Source organism: Pseudomonas sp. 32_A, from assembly GCF_017490905.1.
Taxonomy (GTDB): domain Bacteria; phylum Pseudomonadota; class Gammaproteobacteria; order Pseudomonadales; family Pseudomonadaceae; genus Aquipseudomonas; species Aquipseudomonas inefficax.
In genome coordinates, this window is sequence record NZ_JAFGYI010000021.1 from 41,248 (window position 1) to 60,200 (window position 18,953).

Genomic DNA, 18,953 nt, shown 5'->3' on the forward strand with positions numbered 1-18,953 from the left:
AAACCTTCAGACCGAAGGCTGGGCCAACGGCGCCGGCGTCGGCGTAGTCCACAAGCTCCCCAGGTTCTGCAACAAAGCCCCGGCAATACCCTGCTGCCCCAGGTACTGCAGCAGCAACGGCGCAAACTGCCCGATCATCCCGGTATCCATGCCCAGTGCCTTGAACGCATTGTCCAGGTCACTGCGGTTCTGCACATTGCTACCCAGCGCATTGCTCAACGCCGACGGGTTCTCACTGTTCTTGCCCAGCAAATCACCCAACCCACTCAACCCACCCAGCGCACTGGCGCCAGCCAGCAGGTCCAGCCCCGGCACCGCCTTGGTCAGCTGGCCATAGTCCTCGCTGCTGAGGTTGTTACGCGCCAACCCCAACATCGCCCCTGCCCCACCCACGGCTTGTTCGGGGGTGATCTTCAATTCGCTGCCCAAGGTGTTGAGCAGATTGGCCTGCGCCTCGGGCGCCTGCACCTGGCCTTGCTGGCTTTGATTCTGGTTCTGCATGGCCGACACGGCGTTGGCGGCGTCGCTGAGGTTGAAGGCGAACACCGGGCTTGCGGCCAGGGTCATCAGGGTTGCCAGGGTGACTGCTTTCATCGGGAGGGACCTCGTTGGCCGGGATGGCCTGGGAAACGAGGGGTTTGACTCGTGGGTTGGGGGTTTGTTCCGACCATTCGTTACCTGACAAAACTGCTAGTTGTAGCGGTCGAAAATGTTGGGCACAGTCAAATCAACATCGCACAGTTCCTTGGGTGACAAACCATGACCAACAACGTCGAACCCAGCAACGGAGATGCAGCGGCTACCATCAAGGTGCAGCCAAGCAAGGAGAAAAATGTTAGCCATATGCATTTTTACCAAAATGACTTGCTGACTACCAAAGTTTCTGCGCAGAGGAGTTTTCAACTTCTCCGGATGCAAGACGTGGCATTGGCTCAGCTTGAGCAAAAACAAGCGCCAAAAATGCTGCTCACTGACAGCTCCAAATCTGTTATGGGCATGCCTCCGAACTCGATGACCTATTCGCCCTATGGCTATCTGCACGCAATACATTCAAATGCGCTTCTCGCTTACAACGGGTACGAGTACGACCCAATAACACAGGGGTATCTACTAGGTAACGGCTATAGACTATTTAATTCGTGCCTAATGCGGTTTTGCTGCCAGGATTCTATGAGCCCCTTCGGTAGAGGCGGCTTGAATGCCTACGCATACTGCATAGGCGACCCGGTAAATAACACTGATGCTAATGGGCATTTCAGGATCCCTTTCCTTAAACGGAGCCCAATTTCGAAACTTAGCCACTACACCACCAAAAAACAATTACTGGCAGACAAAGAAATAAAGATCAAAAATAAAATTTCACATTACGAGACGAAAATTCAGGAACTTACCGGCGAGAGAAACCAGTGGCGAACAGCGGCCTTAGACAATAATTACCCTGATCGGCACGGCAATCGACCCTCAGAGCAAGTAGCAACCCTAAATCACGATATAGGCAGAAATGAAGCCAAACTTAACAAACAGGACAACAAACTGACAAAACTAGAAGCATACATTGAGCGCACCCACGAAAAATTTCTCAACGCCCAGCAATTAGTTGCATCTCAAACACCAGCGACTAATAATGAGCTACCTGGCTATGCAACGCTTACTCAACAGCAGACACAAGTTAGAGCGTCCCCCTAACATCTACTGATTTAGCTATTGCGGCGCGGATCCCATGTCGCTTCTTGATTTACTAGCTGATCTACCTGCTGAAGGCCGTTGCTCCGCAAGGGGCACTAATATTGAGGCTCGGGTGCTCAGCACAACAATCGCTCTCAGAATTTCGGAATTTCCCCCTTACTTGCTGGACGCTTCTGAATTACAGTCCCAAGCCGCTTAAGCCATTGCGATGATCTGGACTGGGCTCTAGTCTCGGACGGTCGCTGCGAAATCAGTGACCGGCTTTGACAGGCCACCTTCGTCAACCACATGACTTTTGCCGCTATCTGGTCGCGCTGGCCAAGGCGCTGATGGATGATGCCGAACTGGGAATGATGCGCTGAGCCTTGTGCTGGCCTCATCGCCGGCAAGCCAGCTCCCACAGAGCCCGCGTGAGCGTCGAAAACTGTTATTTCTGCCAGTATCAAAATCCCTGCGGCTGTTCAGAATGGGCTGCAAGCAGCCCCCATTCATCCAGCACCGCAGGGACTTGAACCATGAGCAAAGCAACGAACGGTACGCTTTTCTTCTACCAGGGCGACAAGCTGATCACTGTGAAACAAGGCGACCAGCAACGCGCCATTTTCCGCAACGGGGCACAACCGCTGGCAGAGCTGAGTACAGACGAAACCCACACCGGAGGCTTGTTGGCCACCGATGACAAAGGCTCTGTCCTTGTCGTGCAGGACGCCGGCGAGCAGCCATAAAAAAGCCCCTCATATCGAGGGGCTCGTTATTACATCACGCGATCACGCCGCGCCCCACATCTTGTGCGGGTCGATCACGAATTTCTTCGGCACACCTGCATCGAACTCGCCATAACCTTCCGGCGCCTGATCCAGGTTGATCACCTGCACACCCACCACTTCAGCGATGTTGATGCGGTCCCACATGATCGCCTGCATCAGCTGGCGGTTGTACTTCATGGTCGGGGTCTGACCAGTGTGGAAGCTGTGCGACTTGGCCCAGCCCAGGCCGAAGCGGATGCTCAGCGCGCCGATCTTGGCGGCGGCATCCACCGCGCCCGGGTCTTCGGTCACGTACAGGCCCGGGATACCGATGTTGCCGGCAACGCGGGTCACCTGCATCAGCGAGTTCAGCACGGTGGCTGGCGCTTCGTGCTTGGCACCTTCGTGGCCATGGCCGCGGGCTTCGAAGCCTACGGCGTCGACGGCACAGTCCACTTCCGGTTCACCGAGGATGTCGACGATCTGCTCGTGCAGCGGGGTGTCCTTGGACAGGTCGACCACTTCGAAGCCCTGGGACTTGGCGTGGGCCAGGCGGGCCGGGTTCAAGTCGCCGACGATGACGCAGGCAGCGCCCAGCAGGCGCGCCGAGGCAGCGGCGGCCAGGCCGACCGGACCAGCGCCAGCCACGTAGACGGTGCTGCCTGGGCCGACGCCAGCAGTCACGGCACCGTGGTAGCCGGTCGGCAAGATGTCGGACAGGCAGGTAAGGTCACGGATCTTCTCCATGGCCTTGTCGCGCTCGGGCAGTTTCAGCAGGTTGAAGTCGGCGTAAGGCACCAGCACGTATTCGGCCTGGCCGCCGGTCCAGTCGCCCATGTCGACGTAACCGTAGGCACCGCCGGCGCGGGCCGGGTTGACGGTGAGGCAGACACCGGTGTGCATTTCCTTGCAGGAGCGGCAGCGGCCACAGGCGACGTTGAATGGCACCGAGACCAGGTCGCCAATCTGCATGCGCTCGACGTCACGGCCCTTCTCGACGATCTCGCCAGTGATTTCGTGGCCCAGGACCAGGCCGACCTGGGCAGTGGTGCGGCCACGGACCATGTGCTGGTCGGAGCCGCAGATGTTGGTGGAGACCACCTTCAGGATCACGCCGTGCTCGATCTTCTTGCCGCGTGGGTCCTGCATTTTCGGGTAGTCGATCTTCTGCACCTCGACCTTGCCGGCGCCGAGATATACCACTCCACGATTGCCAGACATGCTCTTACCTCGCTTGATTTTTATTTATGCAGCGGTGGTTGAACGCGCCGCCTTCCGTGGGCGGCATGTGTTTCTGGAATGAGGGGAATTGTGGGCCTGATAGGGCGGGATGCACTGACTGGGAGCGACAGGGAGATGCCATTTAGCGGCAGGGTTGTCGTTGGAAGATATGGGGGCAAACAAAGGTGGCGGCGTGTGCTGGCCTCTTCGCGGCTGAAGCCGCTCCCACAGGTACTGCGCCAGTCTTTAAACCTGCACAAACTCTGTGGGAGCGGCTTTAGCCGCGAAGAGGCCGGTACAGGTTGTTACAGAACAACGGTCCGGTTGGCGTTGAGGAACACCCGCCGCTCGATGTGATAACCGACAGCCCGCGCCAGGGTCAGGCATTCGATGTCGCGCCCTTTGGCAATCAGGTCTTCGGGGTAATGGCTGTGGTCGACCACTTCCACACCCTGGGCAATGATCGGCCCTTCGTCGAGGTCGTTGTTGATGTAGTGCGCCGTGGCACCGACCATCTTCACGCCTTTGTTGTATGCCTGGTGATAAGGCTTGGCGCCCTTGAACCCTGGCAGCAACGAGTGGTGAATGTTGATCGCCCAACCATCCAGTCGCCGGCACAGCTCTGGCGACAGCACCTGCATATAGCGCGCAAGAATCACCAGCTCGGCGCCGGTTTCCTCGATCACCTGAAGCACCTTGCGCTCTTGCCCAGGCTTGTCCTTGGGGTCGAGGGCGAAGTGGTAGTAAGGGATCTTGTGCCAGTGCGCCAGGGGTTCGAGATCGGGGTGGTTGGACACCACCGCGACCACGTCCATGGCCAGCTGACCGATACGCTGGCGATACAGCAGGTCGTTAAGGCAATGGTCGGCCTTGGACACCATGATCACCACCTTGGGGCGGTGGTTAGGGGCGGTCAGCTCGAAGGTCATGCCGAACGCATTGCTGCGCTCGGCGAGGCCGGCCCGGAAACCTGCCTCGTCGAAATCGTCCGGCTGGCGGAACTCCACGCGAATGAAGAAACGCCCCGACAGCCGGTCATCGAAGGAATGGTGCTCCGTCACGTAGCAGCGCTGCTCGAAGAGGTAACGCGTCACCACGTCGACGGTGCCGAGCATGCTCGGGCAGTCGGCGGTGAGAATCCAGGTATCCGGTGCCCGACTCATGTTCTGCTCTCCTTAAGCCTCGATGCTCAGGCCGTACTCGGCCGAAGCGTCCTGCAGCCACAGCCACCAGTAGTCGGCGAAGCTGCGGCGAATCACCAGCTCCCAGGTGTCTTCGGCGGTACGGCGGATCACCAGTTGCGACTTGGCGAACACGGTGCCGACTGCCTTGCCAACCGGGAAGTTGTTCGGGTGAACATCATAGCTGGTGGACTTCATCAGCACTTCACGCACGTTGGGGCCGCGCAGTTCCAGCAGGCTCTGCCCACCGCTGACATTGACCACCTGGATGTGCTGGCCTTCGAGGGCGGCGCGCAGTTTCTGCTCGACCGCCAGCTCCTGGCCGCCTGGCACGATCAGCAGCCACTCGTCTGGGCCGACCCATTGCAGCGACATTTCGTTGTTGGCGACCACGGTCAGGGCCACTGGCAGCTCCAGGCCCAGGGCCTTGTGCACGCCGGCGGCGAATTCCGGGTCGTGGCCGTCGCCACGGAGGGTCAGGTGGCCGAGGAACTTGCGTTCACGCAGGGTCACGCCTGCGTTCTTGCGGCCTTTGCCAACCAGGCTGGCCAGGTCGGCGTGGTGCAGTGGCGACTGGGCCTTGGCCTCGGCGCCGGGGTTTTGCTGGAAGACGTTGATAGCGCTCATTTCTTACCTGCCTTGAATTCTGTAGGTCGCATGCGGTGCTGCGGCTGGTGGTGCACTCTGTGGGAGCGGGTTTACCCGCGAATGCGATGGTGGATTCACCGCCCTCTTCGCGGGTGAACCCGCTCCCACAGGCACTTCATATCCAACCCGGCACCGTGTGCCATCCGGGGCCTTAGACGTTCTGCCGCTCACCCTTCGGATCGAAGAACACCGAAGACACGATCTCCGCCTCGATCACGCTGCCATCCGCCTGCGGCGAGTAGACGCGCTCGCCCATGCGTTTGAGGCCGCCCTTGACCACACCCATGGCGAACGAATAGCCCAGGGAGTTGGAGGCGTAGCTGGAGGTGACGTGGCCAACCATGTCCATCGGGATCGGCTGCTTCGGATCGAACACCAGCTGGGCGCCTTCCGGCAGCCATTTGGTCGGGTCGATCGGCTTCAGGCCTACCAGCTGCTTGCGGTTCTCGCGCAGGCAGTCTTCGCGGTTCATGCCACGCAGGCCGATCCACGAGAATGGCTTGTTGCGGCCTACGCACCAGCTCATGTTCAGGTCGTCCGGGTTCATCGAGCCGTCGGTGTCCTGGCCAACGATGATGAAGCCCTTCTCGGCACGCAGTACGTGCATGGTCTCGGTGCCATACGGGGTCAGGTTGTACTTCTTGCCTGCCTCGATGATCTGTTCCAGTACGCCCATGGCGTAGTTGGCTTGCACGTTGACTTCGTACGACAGCTCGCCGGTGAAGGAAATGCGGAACACGCGGGCAGGTACGCCGCCGACGTTGCCTTCCTTCCAGGTCATGAACGGGAAGGCTTCCTTGTCCATGTCGATGTCGGTCAGCTCGCTGAGCAGCTTGCGGCTGTTGGGGCCGGACAGGGTCATGGTGGCCCAGTGGTCGGTGACCGAAGTGAAGTACACCTTCAGTTCCGGCCATTCGGTCTGGTGGTACAGCTCCATCCACTGCAGTACCCGGGCGGCGCCGCCGGTGGTGGTGGTCATGATGAAGTGGTTATCGCCGACGCAGGCGGTTACACCGTCGTCGAAGACCATGCCGTCTTCCTTGCACATCAGGCCGTAGCGGGCCTTGCCCACGTCGAGCTTGGTCCAGGCGTTGGTGTAGATGCGGTTGAGGAACTCACGCGCATCGGGGCCCTGGATGTCGATCTTGCCCAGGGTCGAAGCGTCCAGCAGGCCCACGCTGTCGCGCACGGCCTTGCATTCACGGGTCACGGCGGCGTGGATGTCTTCACCGGCTTTCGGGAAGTACCAGGGGCGCTTCCACTGGCCGACGTCTTCGAACTCGGCGCCGTTCTTCACGTGCCAGGCATGCAGGGCAGTGAAGCGTACGGGCTCGAACAGGTGACCACAGTGACGGCCCGCTACCGCGCCGAAGGTTACCGGCGTGTAGTTGGGGCGGAACATGGTGGTGCCCATTTCCGGGATAGTGATGCCGATCGAACGGGCGGCGATGGCCAGGCCGTTGATGTTGCCCAGTTTGCCCTGGTCGGTACCGAAGCCCAGCGCGGTGTAGCGTTTTACGTGCTCGACCGACTCGAAGCCTTCGCGGGTGGCCAGTTCGATGGCGGCTGCGGTGACGTCGTTCTGCTGGTCGACGAACTGCTTGGGTGCGCGGGCAGTGCCCTTGTCGTGCGGCACCTGGAACAGCGCCACGGTGGCCTCTTCCTTGCGCGCAACGGTTTTCGGCAGGCTGCCGACGGTGGCCTTGAAGCCCGCTTCGGTGGCTGCGCGAACGCCGCCTTCGAAGCCATCGGCGATCACGTCGCCCAGGGCGTAGACGCCGTTGATGCCACCCACGCATTCGCGTTTCTGCGGAGCATCGCCCGGTACGAAGCCGAGGATGTCTTCACGCCATACCGGGCGACCACCCAGGTGCGAAGCCAGGTGCACGATCGGGCTGTAACCACCGGAGGTAGCGATGAGGTCGCAGTCGAGGGTTTCGCCCGGGCTGGTGACCTTGTGTGCCTGCACGTCGATGGCGGCCACACGGGCGCCGGTAACGTGCTTGGTGCCCTTGGCCTCGATCACGGCGCTGGATGTGAGGATGCGGATGCCTTTGGCACGTGCTTCTTCAACCAGCGAGCCACGCGGGTTGTGGCGAGCGTCGGCAATGGCGACCACTTGCAGGCCGGCATCGTGCCAGTCCAGCGCGGCGCGGTAGGCGTGGTCGTTGTTGGTCGACAGCACCAGCTTGCGGCCCGGGGCCACGCCGTAGCGGCGCACGTAGGTGGAAACTGCACCGGCCAGCATGTTGCCCGGCACGTCGTTGTTGCCGTACACCAGCGGGCGCTCGTGGGCGCCGGCAGCCAGCACCACGCGCTTGGCGCGGACGCGGTGCACGCGGTGGCGCACCTGGCCGATCGGGGCGCGGTCGCCGAGGTGGTCGGTGAGGCGCTCGTGAATGGTCAGGAAGTTATGGTCGTGGTAGCCGTTGACCGTGGCGCGTGGCAGCAGGGTCACTTCCGGCAGGCTTTCCAGCTCCTTGACCACGGCGTTGACCCAGTCGGTGGCAGGCTTGCCGTCGAGGGTTTCGCGGGTGTCGAGCAGGCTGCCGCCGAACTCTTCCTGTTCGTCAGCCAGGATCACGCGGGCACCGCTGCGCGCAGCGGCCAGCGCGGCGGCCAGGCCAGCAGGGCCGGCGCCGACGATCAGCACGTCGCAGTGCTGGTTCATGTAGTCGTAGCTGTCCGGGTCGTTCTGCAGCGGCGCGCGGCCAAGGCCGGCGGCTTTACGGATGTACTTCTCGTAAGTCATCCAGAACGATTTCGGGTACATGAAGGTTTTGTAGTAGAAGCCCGGCGGCATCATGCTGCCGCCAACCTTGCCAAGGATGCCCATGACGTCGTTGTTGACGTTCGGCCAGCCATTGGTGCTGGTGGCTACAAGCCCGGCGTACAGCGCCTGCTGGGTGGCACGCACGTTGGGGATCTGGGTGGCTTCGCTGGAGCCGATCTGCAGGATGGCATTCGGCTCTTCGGTACCGGCGGCGATGATGCCGCGCGGACGCGAGTACTTGAAGCTGCGGCCGACAATGTCGACGCCGTTGGCCAGCAACGCGGCGGCCAGGCTGTCACCGGCATAACCCTGGTAGGTCTTGCCGTTGAAAGTGAAGTTCAGGACCTTGCTGCGGTCGATACGGCCGCCGCTGGCGAGGCGATAGGTCTGGCTCATACTTTTTCCCCTTGGCCTTTGACGGTCGACGCGGCGCTGCTTTGCTTGCCGCTGGCGGTCACTTGCGGCTTCTCGCCAATCTTGTAGGTTTCCAGAATCTCGTAGGTCACGGTGTCACGGGTGACGTTGAAGTACTGGCGGCAGCCGGCAACGTGGTCCCACAGTTCGTGGTGAATACCGCGCGGGTTGTCACGGTAGAACATGTAGGTACCCCACTCCTCGTCGGAGCAGGCGTTGGGGTCCAGCGGGCGGGCGATGTGCGCCTGGCCAGAGGCGTGGAACTCTTCTTCGGAGCGCAGCTCGCCGCAGTGGGGACAGAAAATATGCAACATGACGGTGTCTCCGGTTAGTGGGCGACGGCGGCGGCGCCGTGTTCGTCGATCAGTGCGCCGTTGTAGAAACGGTCCATGGAGAACGGCGCGGCCAGTGGGTGCATTTCGCCCTTGGCCAGGCTCGCGGCGAAGACGTTGCCCGAACCCGGGGTCGCCTTGAAGCCGCCAGTACCCCAGCCGCAGTTGAAGAACATGTTCTTGACCGGGGTCTTGGTGATGATCGGGCAAGCGTCCGGCGAGGTATCGACGATGCCGCCCCACTGACGGTTCATGCGCACGCGCGAGAGGTTGGGGAACATCTCGACGATGGCCTGCAGGGTGTGCTCGATCACCGGGTACGAACCGCGCTGGCCGTAGCCGACCCAACCGTCGATACCGGCACCGATCACCAGGTCGCCCTTGTCGGACTGGCTGATATAGCCGTGCACGGCGTTGGACATGATCACGCTGTCGATGATCGGCTTGATCGGCTCGGATACCAGTGCTTGCAGCGGGTGCGATTCCAGCGGCAGGCGGAAGCCGGCCAGCTTGGCCATGTGCCCGGAGTTACCGGCGGTGACCACGCCGACGCGCTTGGCGCCGATGAAGCCTTTGTTGGTTTCCACGCCGATGACCGCGCCGTTTTCCTTGCGGAAGCCGATTACTTCGGTCTGCTGGATCAGGTCCACGCCCAGGGCGTCGGCGGCACGGGCGAAGCCCCAGGCTACGGCGTCGTGACGGGCCACGCCGCCACGGCGCTGCACGGTGGCACCGAGGATCGGGTAGCGGGTGTTCTTCGAGCAATCCAGGTACGGGATCTCGGCTGCGACCTGGGCGGTGTTGAGCAGCTCGCCGTCCACGCCGTTCAGGCGGTTGGCGCTGACCCGGCGCTCGGAGTCACGCATGTCCTGCAGGGTGTGGCACAGGTTGTACACGCCGCGCTGGGAGAACATCACGTTGTAGTTGAGGTCCTGGGACAGGCCCTCCCACAGCTTCATGGCGTGCTCATACAGGTGCGCCGACTCGTCCCACAGGTAGTTGGAACGCACGATGGTGGTGTTACGGGCGGTGTTGCCGCCGCCCAGGTAGCCTTTCTCGATCACGGCAACGTTGGTGATGCCGTGTTCTTTGGCCAGGTAGTAGGCGGTTGCCAGGCCATGGCCGCCACCGCCGACGATGACCACGTCGTAGACCTTTTTAGGGGTTGGCGTGCGCCACATGCGCTGCCAGTTCTCGTGGTGGCTGAGGGAGTGCTTGAAAAGGCCGAAGCCCGAGTAACGTTGCATGGTGTGTGACTCCACTCAGCGGTAAACAGGGAAATCTGCGCACAGGGCCGCGACGTTCTTCGCCACATCGGCTTCGACGTCTGCGTCACCGAGGTTGTCGAGGATGTCGCAGATCCAGCCGGCCAGGGCTACACATTGCGCGACCTTGAAGCCACGGGTGGTAACGGCCGGGGTGCCGATGCGCAGGCCCGAAGTGACGAATGGCGACTGTGGGTCATTCGGCACGGCGTTCTTGTTGACGGTGATGTGCGCGCGGCCCAGGGCGGCGTCGGCATCTTTGCCGGTGAGGCCCTGGCGGATCAGGCTGACCAGGAACAGGTGGTTGTCGGTGCCACCGGAAACCACGTCGTAGCCGCGGTCGATGAACACCTGGGCCATGGCCTGGGCGTTTTCGATCACTTGTTGCTGGTAGGCCTTGAATCCAGGCTCCAGCGCTTCCTTGAAGCACACGGCCTTGGCGGCGATCACGTGCATCAGCGGCCCGCCCTGGGCACCAGGGAACACCGCAGCGTTCAGCTTCTTCTCGATCTCTTCGTTCGACTTGGCCAGGATCAGGCCGCCACGTGGGCCGCGCAGGGTCTTGTGGGTGGTGGTGGTAACCACATCGGCGAACGGGATCGGGTTCGGGTACAGGCCAGCGGCAACCAGGCCGGCTACGTGGGCCATGTCGACGAACAGCAGCGCACCGACCTTGTCGGCGATGGCGCGGAAGCGTGGGAAGTCGAGGGTCTTGGAGTAGGCCGAGAAGCCGGCAACGATCATTTTCGGCTTGTGCTCGACAGCCAGGCGCTCGACTTCGTCGTAGTCGATCAGGCCAGTGTTGGTGTCGATGCCGTATTGCACAGCGTTGTACAGTTTGCCCGAGGACGACACCTTGGCGCCGTGGGTCAGGTGGCCGCCGTGAGCCAGGCTCATGCCGAGGATGGTGTCACCAGCCTGCAGCAGGGCCAGGTAGACAGCGCCGTTGGCCGAGGAGCCGGAGTGCGGCTGGACGTTGGCGTAGTCGGCACCGAACAGCTGCTTGGCGCGCTCGATGGCCAGGGCCTCGACCTTGTCCACGTGCTCGCAGCCACCGTAGTAGCGCTTGCCCGGGTAGCCTTCGGCGTACTTGTTGGTCAGGCCGCTGCCTTGGGCCTGCATCACGCGCTTGGAGGTGTAGTTTTCCGAGGCGATCAGCTCGATGTGGTCTTCCTGGCGCTGTTCTTCGGCATTCATCGCCGCCAGCAGTGCATCGTCGTAACCCTGGATCTGGTCTTGCTTGCTGAACATCGTGTATCTCCCGGCAGCGATCATTTCTTGTCTTGGGGCACTGTGGCCCTTTGTGGCGATGTTATGACTGGCCGGGACGGGTCAGATGCCTGCGCACGCCTTGCAATGGCGCGTTTACGACATTGGCATTTGTGTTGACCATGCCGGCCCTTTCGCGGGTGAACCCGCTCCCACAGGTACGGCGATGCTTTAATGCTTGTAATGTCCCTGTGGGAGCGGCTTTAGCCGCGAAGAGGCGAGTACAGGCAATGCCGAAATCAAACGATCCACAGCTTGTATAGGCAACCGCTGAATCGATGGTTTACAGTGCTGTTCTGCGTCGTTCACAGGACAGTGCCATGACAGACAAGAGCCAACAATTCGCCAGCGACAACTATTCCGGTATCTGCCCCGAAGCCTGGGCGGCGATGGAAAAAGCCAACCATGGCCACGACCGCGCCTACGGCGACGACCAGTGGACCGAACGCGCCGCGGAATACTTCCGCAAGCTGTTCGAAACCGACTGCGAGGTGTTCTTCGCCTTCAATGGCACCGCCGCCAACTCCCTGGCCCTGGCCTCGCTGTGCCAGAGCTACCACAGTGTGATCTGCTCCGAGACCGCCCACGTCGAAACCGATGAGTGCGGCGCGCCAGAGTTCTTCTCCAACGGCTCCAAGCTGCTGACCGCGCCCAGCGTCAACGGCAAGCTGACGCCGCAGTCGATCCGCGAAGTGGCGCTGAAGCGCCAGGACATCCACTACCCCAAGCCACGGGTGGTGACCCTGACCCAGGCCACCGAGGTCGGGACCATCTACCGCCCCGATGAGCTCAAGGCGATCAGCGCCACCTGCAAGGAGCTGGGCCTGAACCTGCACATGGACGGCGCACGCTTCAGCAATGCCTGCTCGTTCCTGGGCTGCAGCCCGGCAGAGCTGACCTGGAAGGCCGGCGTCGACGTGCTGTGCTTCGGTGGCACCAAGAACGGCATGGCGGTGGGCGAGGCGATCCTGTTCTTCAACCGCCAGCTGGCCGAGGACTTCGACTACCGCTGCAAGCAGGCCGGGCAACTGGCATCGAAGATGCGCTTCCTGTCGGCGCCTTGGGTAGGCCTGCTGGAAGATGGCGCCTGGCTGCGCCATGGCGCGCATGCCAACCATTGTGCGCAGCTGCTCGCCTCGCTGGTGAGTGACTTGCCGGGGGTGGAGCTGATGTTCCCGGTGGAGGCCAACGGGGTGTTCTTGCAGATGCCGGAGCACGCGATCGAAGCGCTGCGCGGCAGAGGGTGGCGGTTCTATACCTTCATTGGTAGCGGCGGGGCGCGGTTCATGTGCTCGTGGGATACCGAGGAAGAGCGGGTGCGCGAACTGGCGGCGGATATCCGCGCCATCATCGGCGCCTGACAGGCCGCATTCGCGGGTAAACCCGCTCCCACAGGGATCGCGCAGGTTTCAAGGCCTGAGGTGAGCCTGTGGGAGCTACAGATACAGCTCTGCCCTCAAAAGCAATGATGAACCTGTGGGAGCGGGTTTACCCGCGAAGAAGCCAACACTGATCTAAAGCCTGAACCCGCCCATCTGCCGCGCCAGGTCATCCGCCAGGCCACGCAGCGCCTGGCACTCTTCGCGGCACCCCTGCACCTCTGCCGCCGTCTCCCGCGCCAGGTCGGAAATCCCCTGCACCGTACGGTTGATCTCCTCGGTCACCGCCGATTGCTCTTCGGTCGCAGTAGCCACCTGATGGTTCATGTCGCTGATGTGCTCCACCTGGTCGGTAATCGCGCCCAACGACGCCCCGGTACGCTGGCTCGACTCCACGCCACTGCCGGTAGCCTGCTGCCCCGCCTGCATCGAACTCACCGCCGAACCCGCGCCCTGCTTCAAGCGCTGGATCATCTGCTGCACTTCGTCGGTGGACAGCTGCGTGCGCCGGGCCAAAGTACGCACCTCATCAGCCACCACGGCAAATCCACGCCCCATCTCCCCTGCCCTGGCCGCCTCGATGGCGGCATTCAGCGCCAGCAGGTTGGTCTGTTCGGAAATACTACGAATCACCGCGAGAACTTCGTCGATCGAGGCCACTTCATCAGCCAACTGGCTGACTGCATCGGCCGCCTTGCCGATATCACCCGACATCCCCTCGATACCCCGGATCGAGCGTTGCACCACTTCACGCGCCTGCAAGGCTTCCTCCCGCGCCGACTGCGAGGCCTGGGCCGCATCGCCGGCATTGCGGGCAATGTCCTGCACGGTCAAACCCATTTCGTGCACGGCGGTAGCGACCATTTCGGTCATTTCCTGCTGGCGTCCGGAACGCTCGGCGGTGTTGTCCACCACCTGTGTCACCTGCTCGACCGCCAGGTGCAGCCGCTCGGAAGTGTGCAGTACCTCGCCGATCAAGCGGCGCTGGCTGTCGAGGAAACGGTTGAAGCCACGCGCCAGGTCACCCAGTTCGTCCTGGCGTGAATCGTCCAGCCGGTGGCTGAGGTCACCCGCGCCGCTGCCAATCTGCACCAGCGCCGCTGTGACGCGGCGGATCGGCCGCACCAAGCCACGCGCCAGCAGCACCACCAGCAGCAGCGACACCAGGGCCACGGCTCCACCGATCAGACTTGTCAGCCATACCGCCTGATGCATTTGCGCGTAGATTTCCTCCTCGGGCACCTCGGCCACCAAGGTCCAGTTGAGGTCGCGCAGCGGCAGGCCGAGCGCCAGGTAGCTTTCGTCGTCACGGCTGAAGCGGCTGCTGCGCAGGCCTTCGCCGCCGGTCATCAGCGCCTTGGCGGCATCCGCGCCAAGCTGTTCCGTGAGCTGGCGTTTGCCGCTGAAGGCAGCATCCGGATGAACCTGGATCAGGCCATCGTTACGCACCAGGAACACCTTGCCGTGCTCGCCAAACTTAAAGTCATGGATCAGTTTCGACAGCTCGGTCATGCGCAGGCCCATGCCGGCCACACCGACCAGTTGGCCGTTCTTTTCCACGCGATAGTCGATGAACAGGGCGAGCTCGCCGGTAGCACCGTCGATATCGATGTTGATCAGGCGTTCGGCGCCGCTGTCGATGTAGCCGTAGAACCATTTGTCCTTGGGATTGCTGCGGCTGAGGGTACGGTCCAGGCCATTCTCGTTGTAGTAGCGGCCGGTTTCGGTCGAGACGAATAAAGTGGTGAAGGCCTGGTTGCGCTGCTTGGCGGCGGTCAGGTATTCGATGAATGGTGCGACCTGCGCGGGGTCTTCGCCGGCGGCTAGCCAGTCGCGCAGCAGGGTGTTGCCGGCGATGTCCGCCGCCGCCACCAGCGGCTGGCCAAGCATGCGCTCGATGTCGTTGCGGATGGCCTCGATGCTGGCGGGCAGGGCGGTGTCGACCAGGTAGCGCTCGGTGAGGCGGTTGAGCGCCACCGTAAAAATGATGACCACCACCAGGATACTCGCCAGCAGGGCGGCGCCCATGCTGGTGATCAACTGCCACTGGATGCTCTTGCGCCAGATACGCATGCCCTACTCCCCGCATAATTATTGTTTTGCGGAAAGTGTATACACTTGCGTATCCAGTTAATCCAGTGATCTGAAGCAATCATATGCCCTGTGGGAGCGGCTTTACCCGCGAATGCGATGCTGAATGCACTGACGCATTCGCGGGTGAACCCGCTCCCACAGAGGTCGATGCAAGGCCTTATTGTTCGGCTATGGTCCGCACGATGGCGTCCACCGTGGCGTCGATCTGCGCCTGGGTACGCTCCAACGTCTTGCGGTGCTCATCCTGTAGTTCGATCTGCCGCGAACACAGGTTCAGCGCGGCCAGTACCAGCAACTTGTCGCCGATCAGGGTCGGGTACTGACGCTTGGTCTGGGCCAGGGCGGTGTTGAGCATCTGCACCGCCTGGGCCAGGGTCGCTTCCTGGCCTTCAGGCGCCTTGATCGAATAGTCGTTGCCGAGGATCGACACGACATTGATCGGCTGCGCTTGCAGTGTCATGCGCCTACGACGCCGGCGTTGGCGCGCTCGAGCAGGGCCTGCAGGCGTGCGGCGGTGCTGCCGTTCTTCTCTTCCTGCTCCATCAGCGACAGCTGCAGGGTTTCGTTCTCTTCCTTGGCCTGGGCCAGTTCCTGGCCGAGGGCGGTGTTCTGCTCGGTGAGTTGAGCGTTCTTCTGCATCAGGTCGCTGACCAGTTGCTCGATTTGGTTAAGGGAAGCTTCCAGCATGGGTCTATCTCAGGTTGTTGCGAGGGGCGCACACGATAAAGAAAAGTGCGGCCCATCGCCATTAAATATCGGATTCACGAGGTGTCTAACCCGCAGATTGACAGAGGAACCACCCCCTTGTTCCGACCTGGGTCAACCGCCGGTCAGGAAAAGGTTAGCAACCTCACAATTTTCGCCAATAGCACTCAAGACTGAGCAGTCACAACCGATAGCCCGGCAAGTCATGTTTTGTCGCACTTGCGCACCATTTTTCCCTTGCCTGGATCGTCCCCTCCATGTCTCTACGCAATATGAACATCGCCCCGCGCGCGCTGCTCGGCTTCGCGCTCATCGGCCTGCTGATGCTTGGCCTCGGTATTTTCTCGCTCATCCAGATGGGCAACATCCGCCAGGCCGGCGTCGTAATCGAACAGGTCAGCGTGCCCAGCATCAAGATCCTCGACGAGCTCACCGCCCTGAACCTGCGCATGCGCACCCTCTCCTATCGCCTGCTGCTCAACCGCGAGCCGGCAACCCAGCGCGAGACCCTTAGCCTGCTGGACGAGCGCAACAGCCAGATCGACCGTGCACGCCAGGCCTACCTGCCGATGATCGGCGCCGCCGACGAGCAAGCTGCGTTCGACCAGTACGGCCTGTTGCTCAACCAGTACCGCCAGCTTGAGTCGCGCTTGCGCAGCCTGAGCCAGGCCGACCGCGTCGACGAACTGCGCGACCTGCTCAACCGCGACCTGCTGGCCAACTCCGAACAGATCAACAAGGTCATGGACACCTTGGTGCGCATCAACACCGACCAGACCCGCGCCACCAACGAGAAGGCTGCCAACCAGTATGCCGCTGCCTTCGCCCTGGTGATCGGCCTGCTGGTCGCCGCCACCGTGCTGACTTTCGTCTGCGCCTTCCTGCTGACCCGCAGCATCGTCAAACCGATTGAAGAAGCACTCAAAAGCGCCGAACAGGTCGCCGACGGAGACCTGACCCACATCATCCGCGCCGAAGGCACCGATGAAGCCGCGCGCCTGCTGCGCGCCATGGCCCGCATGCAGGACAAGCTGCGCGACACCCTGCAACAGATCGCGGGCTCCGCTACCCAGCTGGCCTCGGCGGCCGAAGAATTGAATGCCGTCACCGACGAAAGTGCCCGTGGCCTGCAGCAGCAGAACAACGAGATCGAGCAGGCTGCCACTGCGGTGACTGAAATGACCAGCGCTGTGGAAGAAGTGGCGCGCAATGCCGTAAGCACCTCGGAAGCGTCCAGTGAAGCCAGCCGCTCCACCGGCGATGGGCGTGACCTGGTAATGGAGACCGTGGGTGCCATCGAGCGCATGAGCGGCGATGTGCAGGCCACTGCCAGACTAATTACTCACCTGGCCGAACAGTCGCGCGATATCGGCAAGGTGCTGGACGTGATCCGTGGCCTGGCCGACCAGACCAACCTGCTGGCGCTGAACGCCGCCATCGAGGCGGCACGTGCCGGTGAGGCGGGCCGTGGTTTTGCCGTGGTGGCCGATGAGGTGCGGGCGCTGGCTCATCGTACCCAGCAGTCGACCAGTGAGATCGAGCGGATGATCGGCAGTATTCAGGGGGGTACGGAAGAAGCGGTGGAATCGATGCGCACCAGCACCGAGCGCGCCGAATCCACACTGAACATTGCACGTGGCGCAGGTATGGCGCTGGACACCATCGCCGGGGCGGTGGCGCAGATCAACGAGCGTAACCTGGTGATTGCCAGCGCGGCGGAAGAGCAGGCGCAGGTGGCGCGGGAAGTGGACCGCAACCTGGTGAACATCAATGATCTGTCGGTGCAAAGTGCTACCGGGGCGCATCAGACCAGTGCGGCGAGTGCGGAGTTGTCGCGCCTTGCTGTAGACCTCAACGGCCTCGTAGCCCGTTTCCGCACCTGAAGAAGCTGGGGCCGCTTTGCGGCCCATCGCCGGCAAGCGCGGCTCCCACACCGGCCGCAAGCGCAGTACCTGTGGGAGCCGCGCTTGCCGGCGATGGGCTGCAAGGCAGCCCCCTGCATAGCCGGATCAGTAATCGATCCGCACATCCCCTTTCGGCACGCTGCAGCACGACAGGATGTAGCCCTCGGCTTCGTCTTCTTCGGTAATGCCGCCGTTGTGTTCCATCTCCACTTCGCCGCCCAGCTTGAGCACCTTGCAGGTGCCGCAGATACCCATGCCACAGGCTTTCGGGATCATCAGGCCAACCTTGGCAGCCGCCGCGTGCACGGTCTCGCCCGGGGCGATGCGGATGCTCTTCTCGCTGCCGATGAACTCCACCAGGTTGAGATCGGCCGCATCCAGCTCCGGTGCGTCGGCCGCCTGCTCGGCATGCTCCACCGCATCGGCCTTGGCCTCGGGCGGCGTCGCACCGAACGATTCCTCGTGATAGTTCTTCATGTCGAAGCCGACCGCTTCGAGCATGCGCTTGACCGCGCTCATGTAGGGTGTCGGGCCGCAGCAGAACACCGTGCGCTCCATGTAGTCCGGCGCGATCAGCTCCATCAGGCGCTGGTTGAGGTAGCCGCGATAACCCGCCCAAGGCTCACCCAGGCCGTGCTTTTCACAAATGATGTGCAGGCTGAAGTTGGGGATGCGCGAGGCCATCTGCTCCAGCTCGCGGTGGTAGATGATGTCCTTCGGCGAACGGGCGCTGTGCACGAAGACCATGTCGACATTGCCGTTGGTATCGTAGAACCAGCGGGCCATCGACATCACTGGCGTAATACCGACACCGCCGGAAAGGTACAGCACCTTCTGCGCCGGGAAATCGATGGCGTTGAACAGCCCCACCGGGCCGTGCACCGGCAGCTCGGCACCTTCGTGCATGGTGTCGTGCAGGAAGTTGGAAACCAGGCCACCCGGCACGCGCTTGACGGTGATCGAGAAGCTGTACGGCACCGACGGCGAACTGGAAATGGTGTAGGAGCGCATCACCGGCTTGCCTTCGATCTCAAGCTCCAGGGTGACGAACTGCCCTGGCTTGAAGAAGAACATGATCGGCTGGTCGGCCATGAAGCAGAACGTGCGCACGTCCCAGGTCTCCTGGATGACCTTGACGCAGCGCACGATGTGGCGGCCGTTGGCCCAGGTCTGGGTAGTGACCGGATTGAGAAAGGTATCGGACATGTTCATCTCCAGCAGCCGACTATTGGCCTTTTTATGGCTTGGATAATGCGCAAGCTGAAGACGACGTACATTCCTGCCTGCGACATCGGCGTGCTTATCGCGACCAGCCCCGCGCTGCAAGGGCTGGCGC

16 protein-coding genes are annotated in these 18,953 nt (G+C 62.1%); 4 read left to right on the plus strand and 12 right to left on the minus strand.

The features are described from left to right. Nucleotides 1-6: 6 nt before the first annotated feature. Nucleotides 7-594: a DUF2780 domain-containing protein gene (locus tag J5M58_RS14710; protein WP_112251436.1), complete on the minus strand. Its 588-nt coding sequence runs from the start codon at nucleotides 592-594 to the stop codon at nucleotides 7-9. Between the two features lie 165 nt (nucleotides 595-759). Between J5M58_RS14710 and J5M58_RS14715 the strand changes: the two genes are divergently transcribed. After that, nucleotides 760-1,686 (plus strand): RHS repeat-associated core domain-containing protein, encoded by a 927-nt coding sequence (locus tag J5M58_RS14715; protein ID WP_112251434.1) that lies wholly within the window; start codon nucleotides 760-762, stop codon nucleotides 1,684-1,686. Nucleotides 1,687-2,201: 515 nt separating this feature from the next. Beyond that, nucleotides 2,202-2,411, plus strand: coding sequence for a hypothetical protein (locus J5M58_RS14720; RefSeq protein ID WP_112251432.1), 210 nt, complete (start codon nucleotides 2,202-2,204; stop codon nucleotides 2,409-2,411). 42 nt (nucleotides 2,412-2,453) lie between these two features. On the opposite strand, the gene fdhA is transcribed toward J5M58_RS14720, so the two are convergent. The 7 genes from fdhA to J5M58_RS14755 all read right to left on the minus strand — a co-directional run bounded on the left by fdhA (nucleotide 2,454) and on the right by J5M58_RS14755 (nucleotide 11,517). Beyond that, nucleotides 2,454-3,653 carry a formaldehyde dehydrogenase, glutathione-independent gene (gene fdhA, locus J5M58_RS14725; RefSeq protein ID WP_003255673.1) on the minus strand — a complete coding sequence of 400 codons (1,200 nt, stop codon included), beginning with the start codon at nucleotides 3,651-3,653 and terminating at the stop codon, nucleotides 2,454-2,456. Between the two features lie 305 nt (nucleotides 3,654-3,958). Further along, entirely contained in the window at nucleotides 3,959-4,816 is an 858-nt protein-coding gene (purU, locus tag J5M58_RS14730; protein WP_112251430.1) for a formyltetrahydrofolate deformylase, read from the minus strand. A 12-nt stretch (nucleotides 4,817-4,828) separates the two neighbouring features. Continuing rightward, nucleotides 4,829-5,461 carry a sarcosine oxidase subunit gamma gene (locus J5M58_RS14735; protein ID WP_112251428.1) on the minus strand — a complete coding sequence of 211 codons (633 nt, stop codon included), beginning with the start codon at nucleotides 5,459-5,461 and terminating at the stop codon, nucleotides 4,829-4,831. Nucleotides 5,462-5,633: 172 nt separating this feature from the next. Beyond that, the gene (locus tag J5M58_RS14740) at nucleotides 5,634-8,651 is read right to left on the minus strand and encodes a sarcosine oxidase subunit alpha (RefSeq protein ID WP_112251426.1); all 3,018 of its coding nucleotides are present in this window, start codon (nucleotides 8,649-8,651) and stop codon (nucleotides 5,634-5,636) included. After that, the gene (locus J5M58_RS14745) at nucleotides 8,648-8,983 is read right to left on the minus strand and encodes a sarcosine oxidase subunit delta (RefSeq protein ID WP_039613194.1); all 336 of its coding nucleotides are present in this window, start codon (nucleotides 8,981-8,983) and stop codon (nucleotides 8,648-8,650) included. The genes J5M58_RS14740 and J5M58_RS14745 overlap by 4 nt, the downstream gene beginning before the upstream one ends. A 14-nt stretch (nucleotides 8,984-8,997) precedes the next feature. Continuing rightward, a complete protein-coding gene (locus tag J5M58_RS14750; RefSeq protein WP_003255680.1) occupies nucleotides 8,998-10,248 on the minus strand; it encodes a sarcosine oxidase subunit beta family protein in 1,251 nt (416 codons plus the stop codon). A 15-nt stretch (nucleotides 10,249-10,263) separates the two neighbouring features. Further along, nucleotides 10,264-11,517 carry a serine hydroxymethyltransferase gene (locus tag J5M58_RS14755; RefSeq protein WP_003255681.1) on the minus strand — a complete coding sequence of 418 codons (1,254 nt, stop codon included), beginning with the start codon at nucleotides 11,515-11,517 and terminating at the stop codon, nucleotides 10,264-10,266. A 338-nt stretch (nucleotides 11,518-11,855) separates the two neighbouring features. Here J5M58_RS14755 and J5M58_RS14760 point away from each other — a divergent pair, with 338 nt between their 5' ends. After that, complete coding sequence (locus J5M58_RS14760; RefSeq protein ID WP_112251425.1) at nucleotides 11,856-12,896, plus strand: low specificity L-threonine aldolase; 1,041 nt, start codon at nucleotides 11,856-11,858, stop codon at nucleotides 12,894-12,896. A 153-nt stretch (nucleotides 12,897-13,049) separates the two neighbouring features. Here J5M58_RS14760 and mcpH read toward each other — a convergent pair whose 3' ends face one another. The 3 genes from mcpH to J5M58_RS14775 form a co-directional block, all read right to left on the minus strand. Then, nucleotides 13,050-14,987 (minus strand): methyl-accepting chemotaxis protein McpH, encoded by a 1,938-nt coding sequence (mcpH, locus tag J5M58_RS14765; protein ID WP_207878593.1) that lies wholly within the window; start codon nucleotides 14,985-14,987, stop codon nucleotides 13,050-13,052. Between the two features lie 178 nt (nucleotides 14,988-15,165). Next, entirely contained in the window at nucleotides 15,166-15,468 is a 303-nt protein-coding gene (locus J5M58_RS14770) for a cell division protein ZapA (RefSeq protein WP_112251423.1), read from the minus strand. Beyond that, nucleotides 15,465-15,695, minus strand: a complete 231-nt coding sequence (locus tag J5M58_RS14775) for a hypothetical protein (RefSeq protein WP_025337390.1) — start codon at nucleotides 15,693-15,695, stop codon at nucleotides 15,465-15,467. The genes J5M58_RS14770 and J5M58_RS14775 overlap by 4 nt, the downstream gene beginning before the upstream one ends. Nucleotides 15,696-15,970: 275 nt before the next feature. Here J5M58_RS14775 and J5M58_RS14780 point away from each other — a divergent pair, with 275 nt between their 5' ends. Further along, entirely contained in the window at nucleotides 15,971-17,596 is a 1,626-nt protein-coding gene (locus tag J5M58_RS14780) for a methyl-accepting chemotaxis protein (protein WP_207878595.1), read from the plus strand. 126 nt (nucleotides 17,597-17,722) lie between these two features. On the opposite strand, the gene gbcB is transcribed toward J5M58_RS14780, so the two are convergent. Continuing rightward, nucleotides 17,723-18,823 carry a glycine-betaine demethylase subunit GbcB gene (gbcB, locus tag J5M58_RS14785; protein ID WP_085626183.1) on the minus strand — a complete coding sequence of 367 codons (1,101 nt, stop codon included), beginning with the start codon at nucleotides 18,821-18,823 and terminating at the stop codon, nucleotides 17,723-17,725. Between the last annotated feature and the right edge of the window lie 130 nt (nucleotides 18,824-18,953).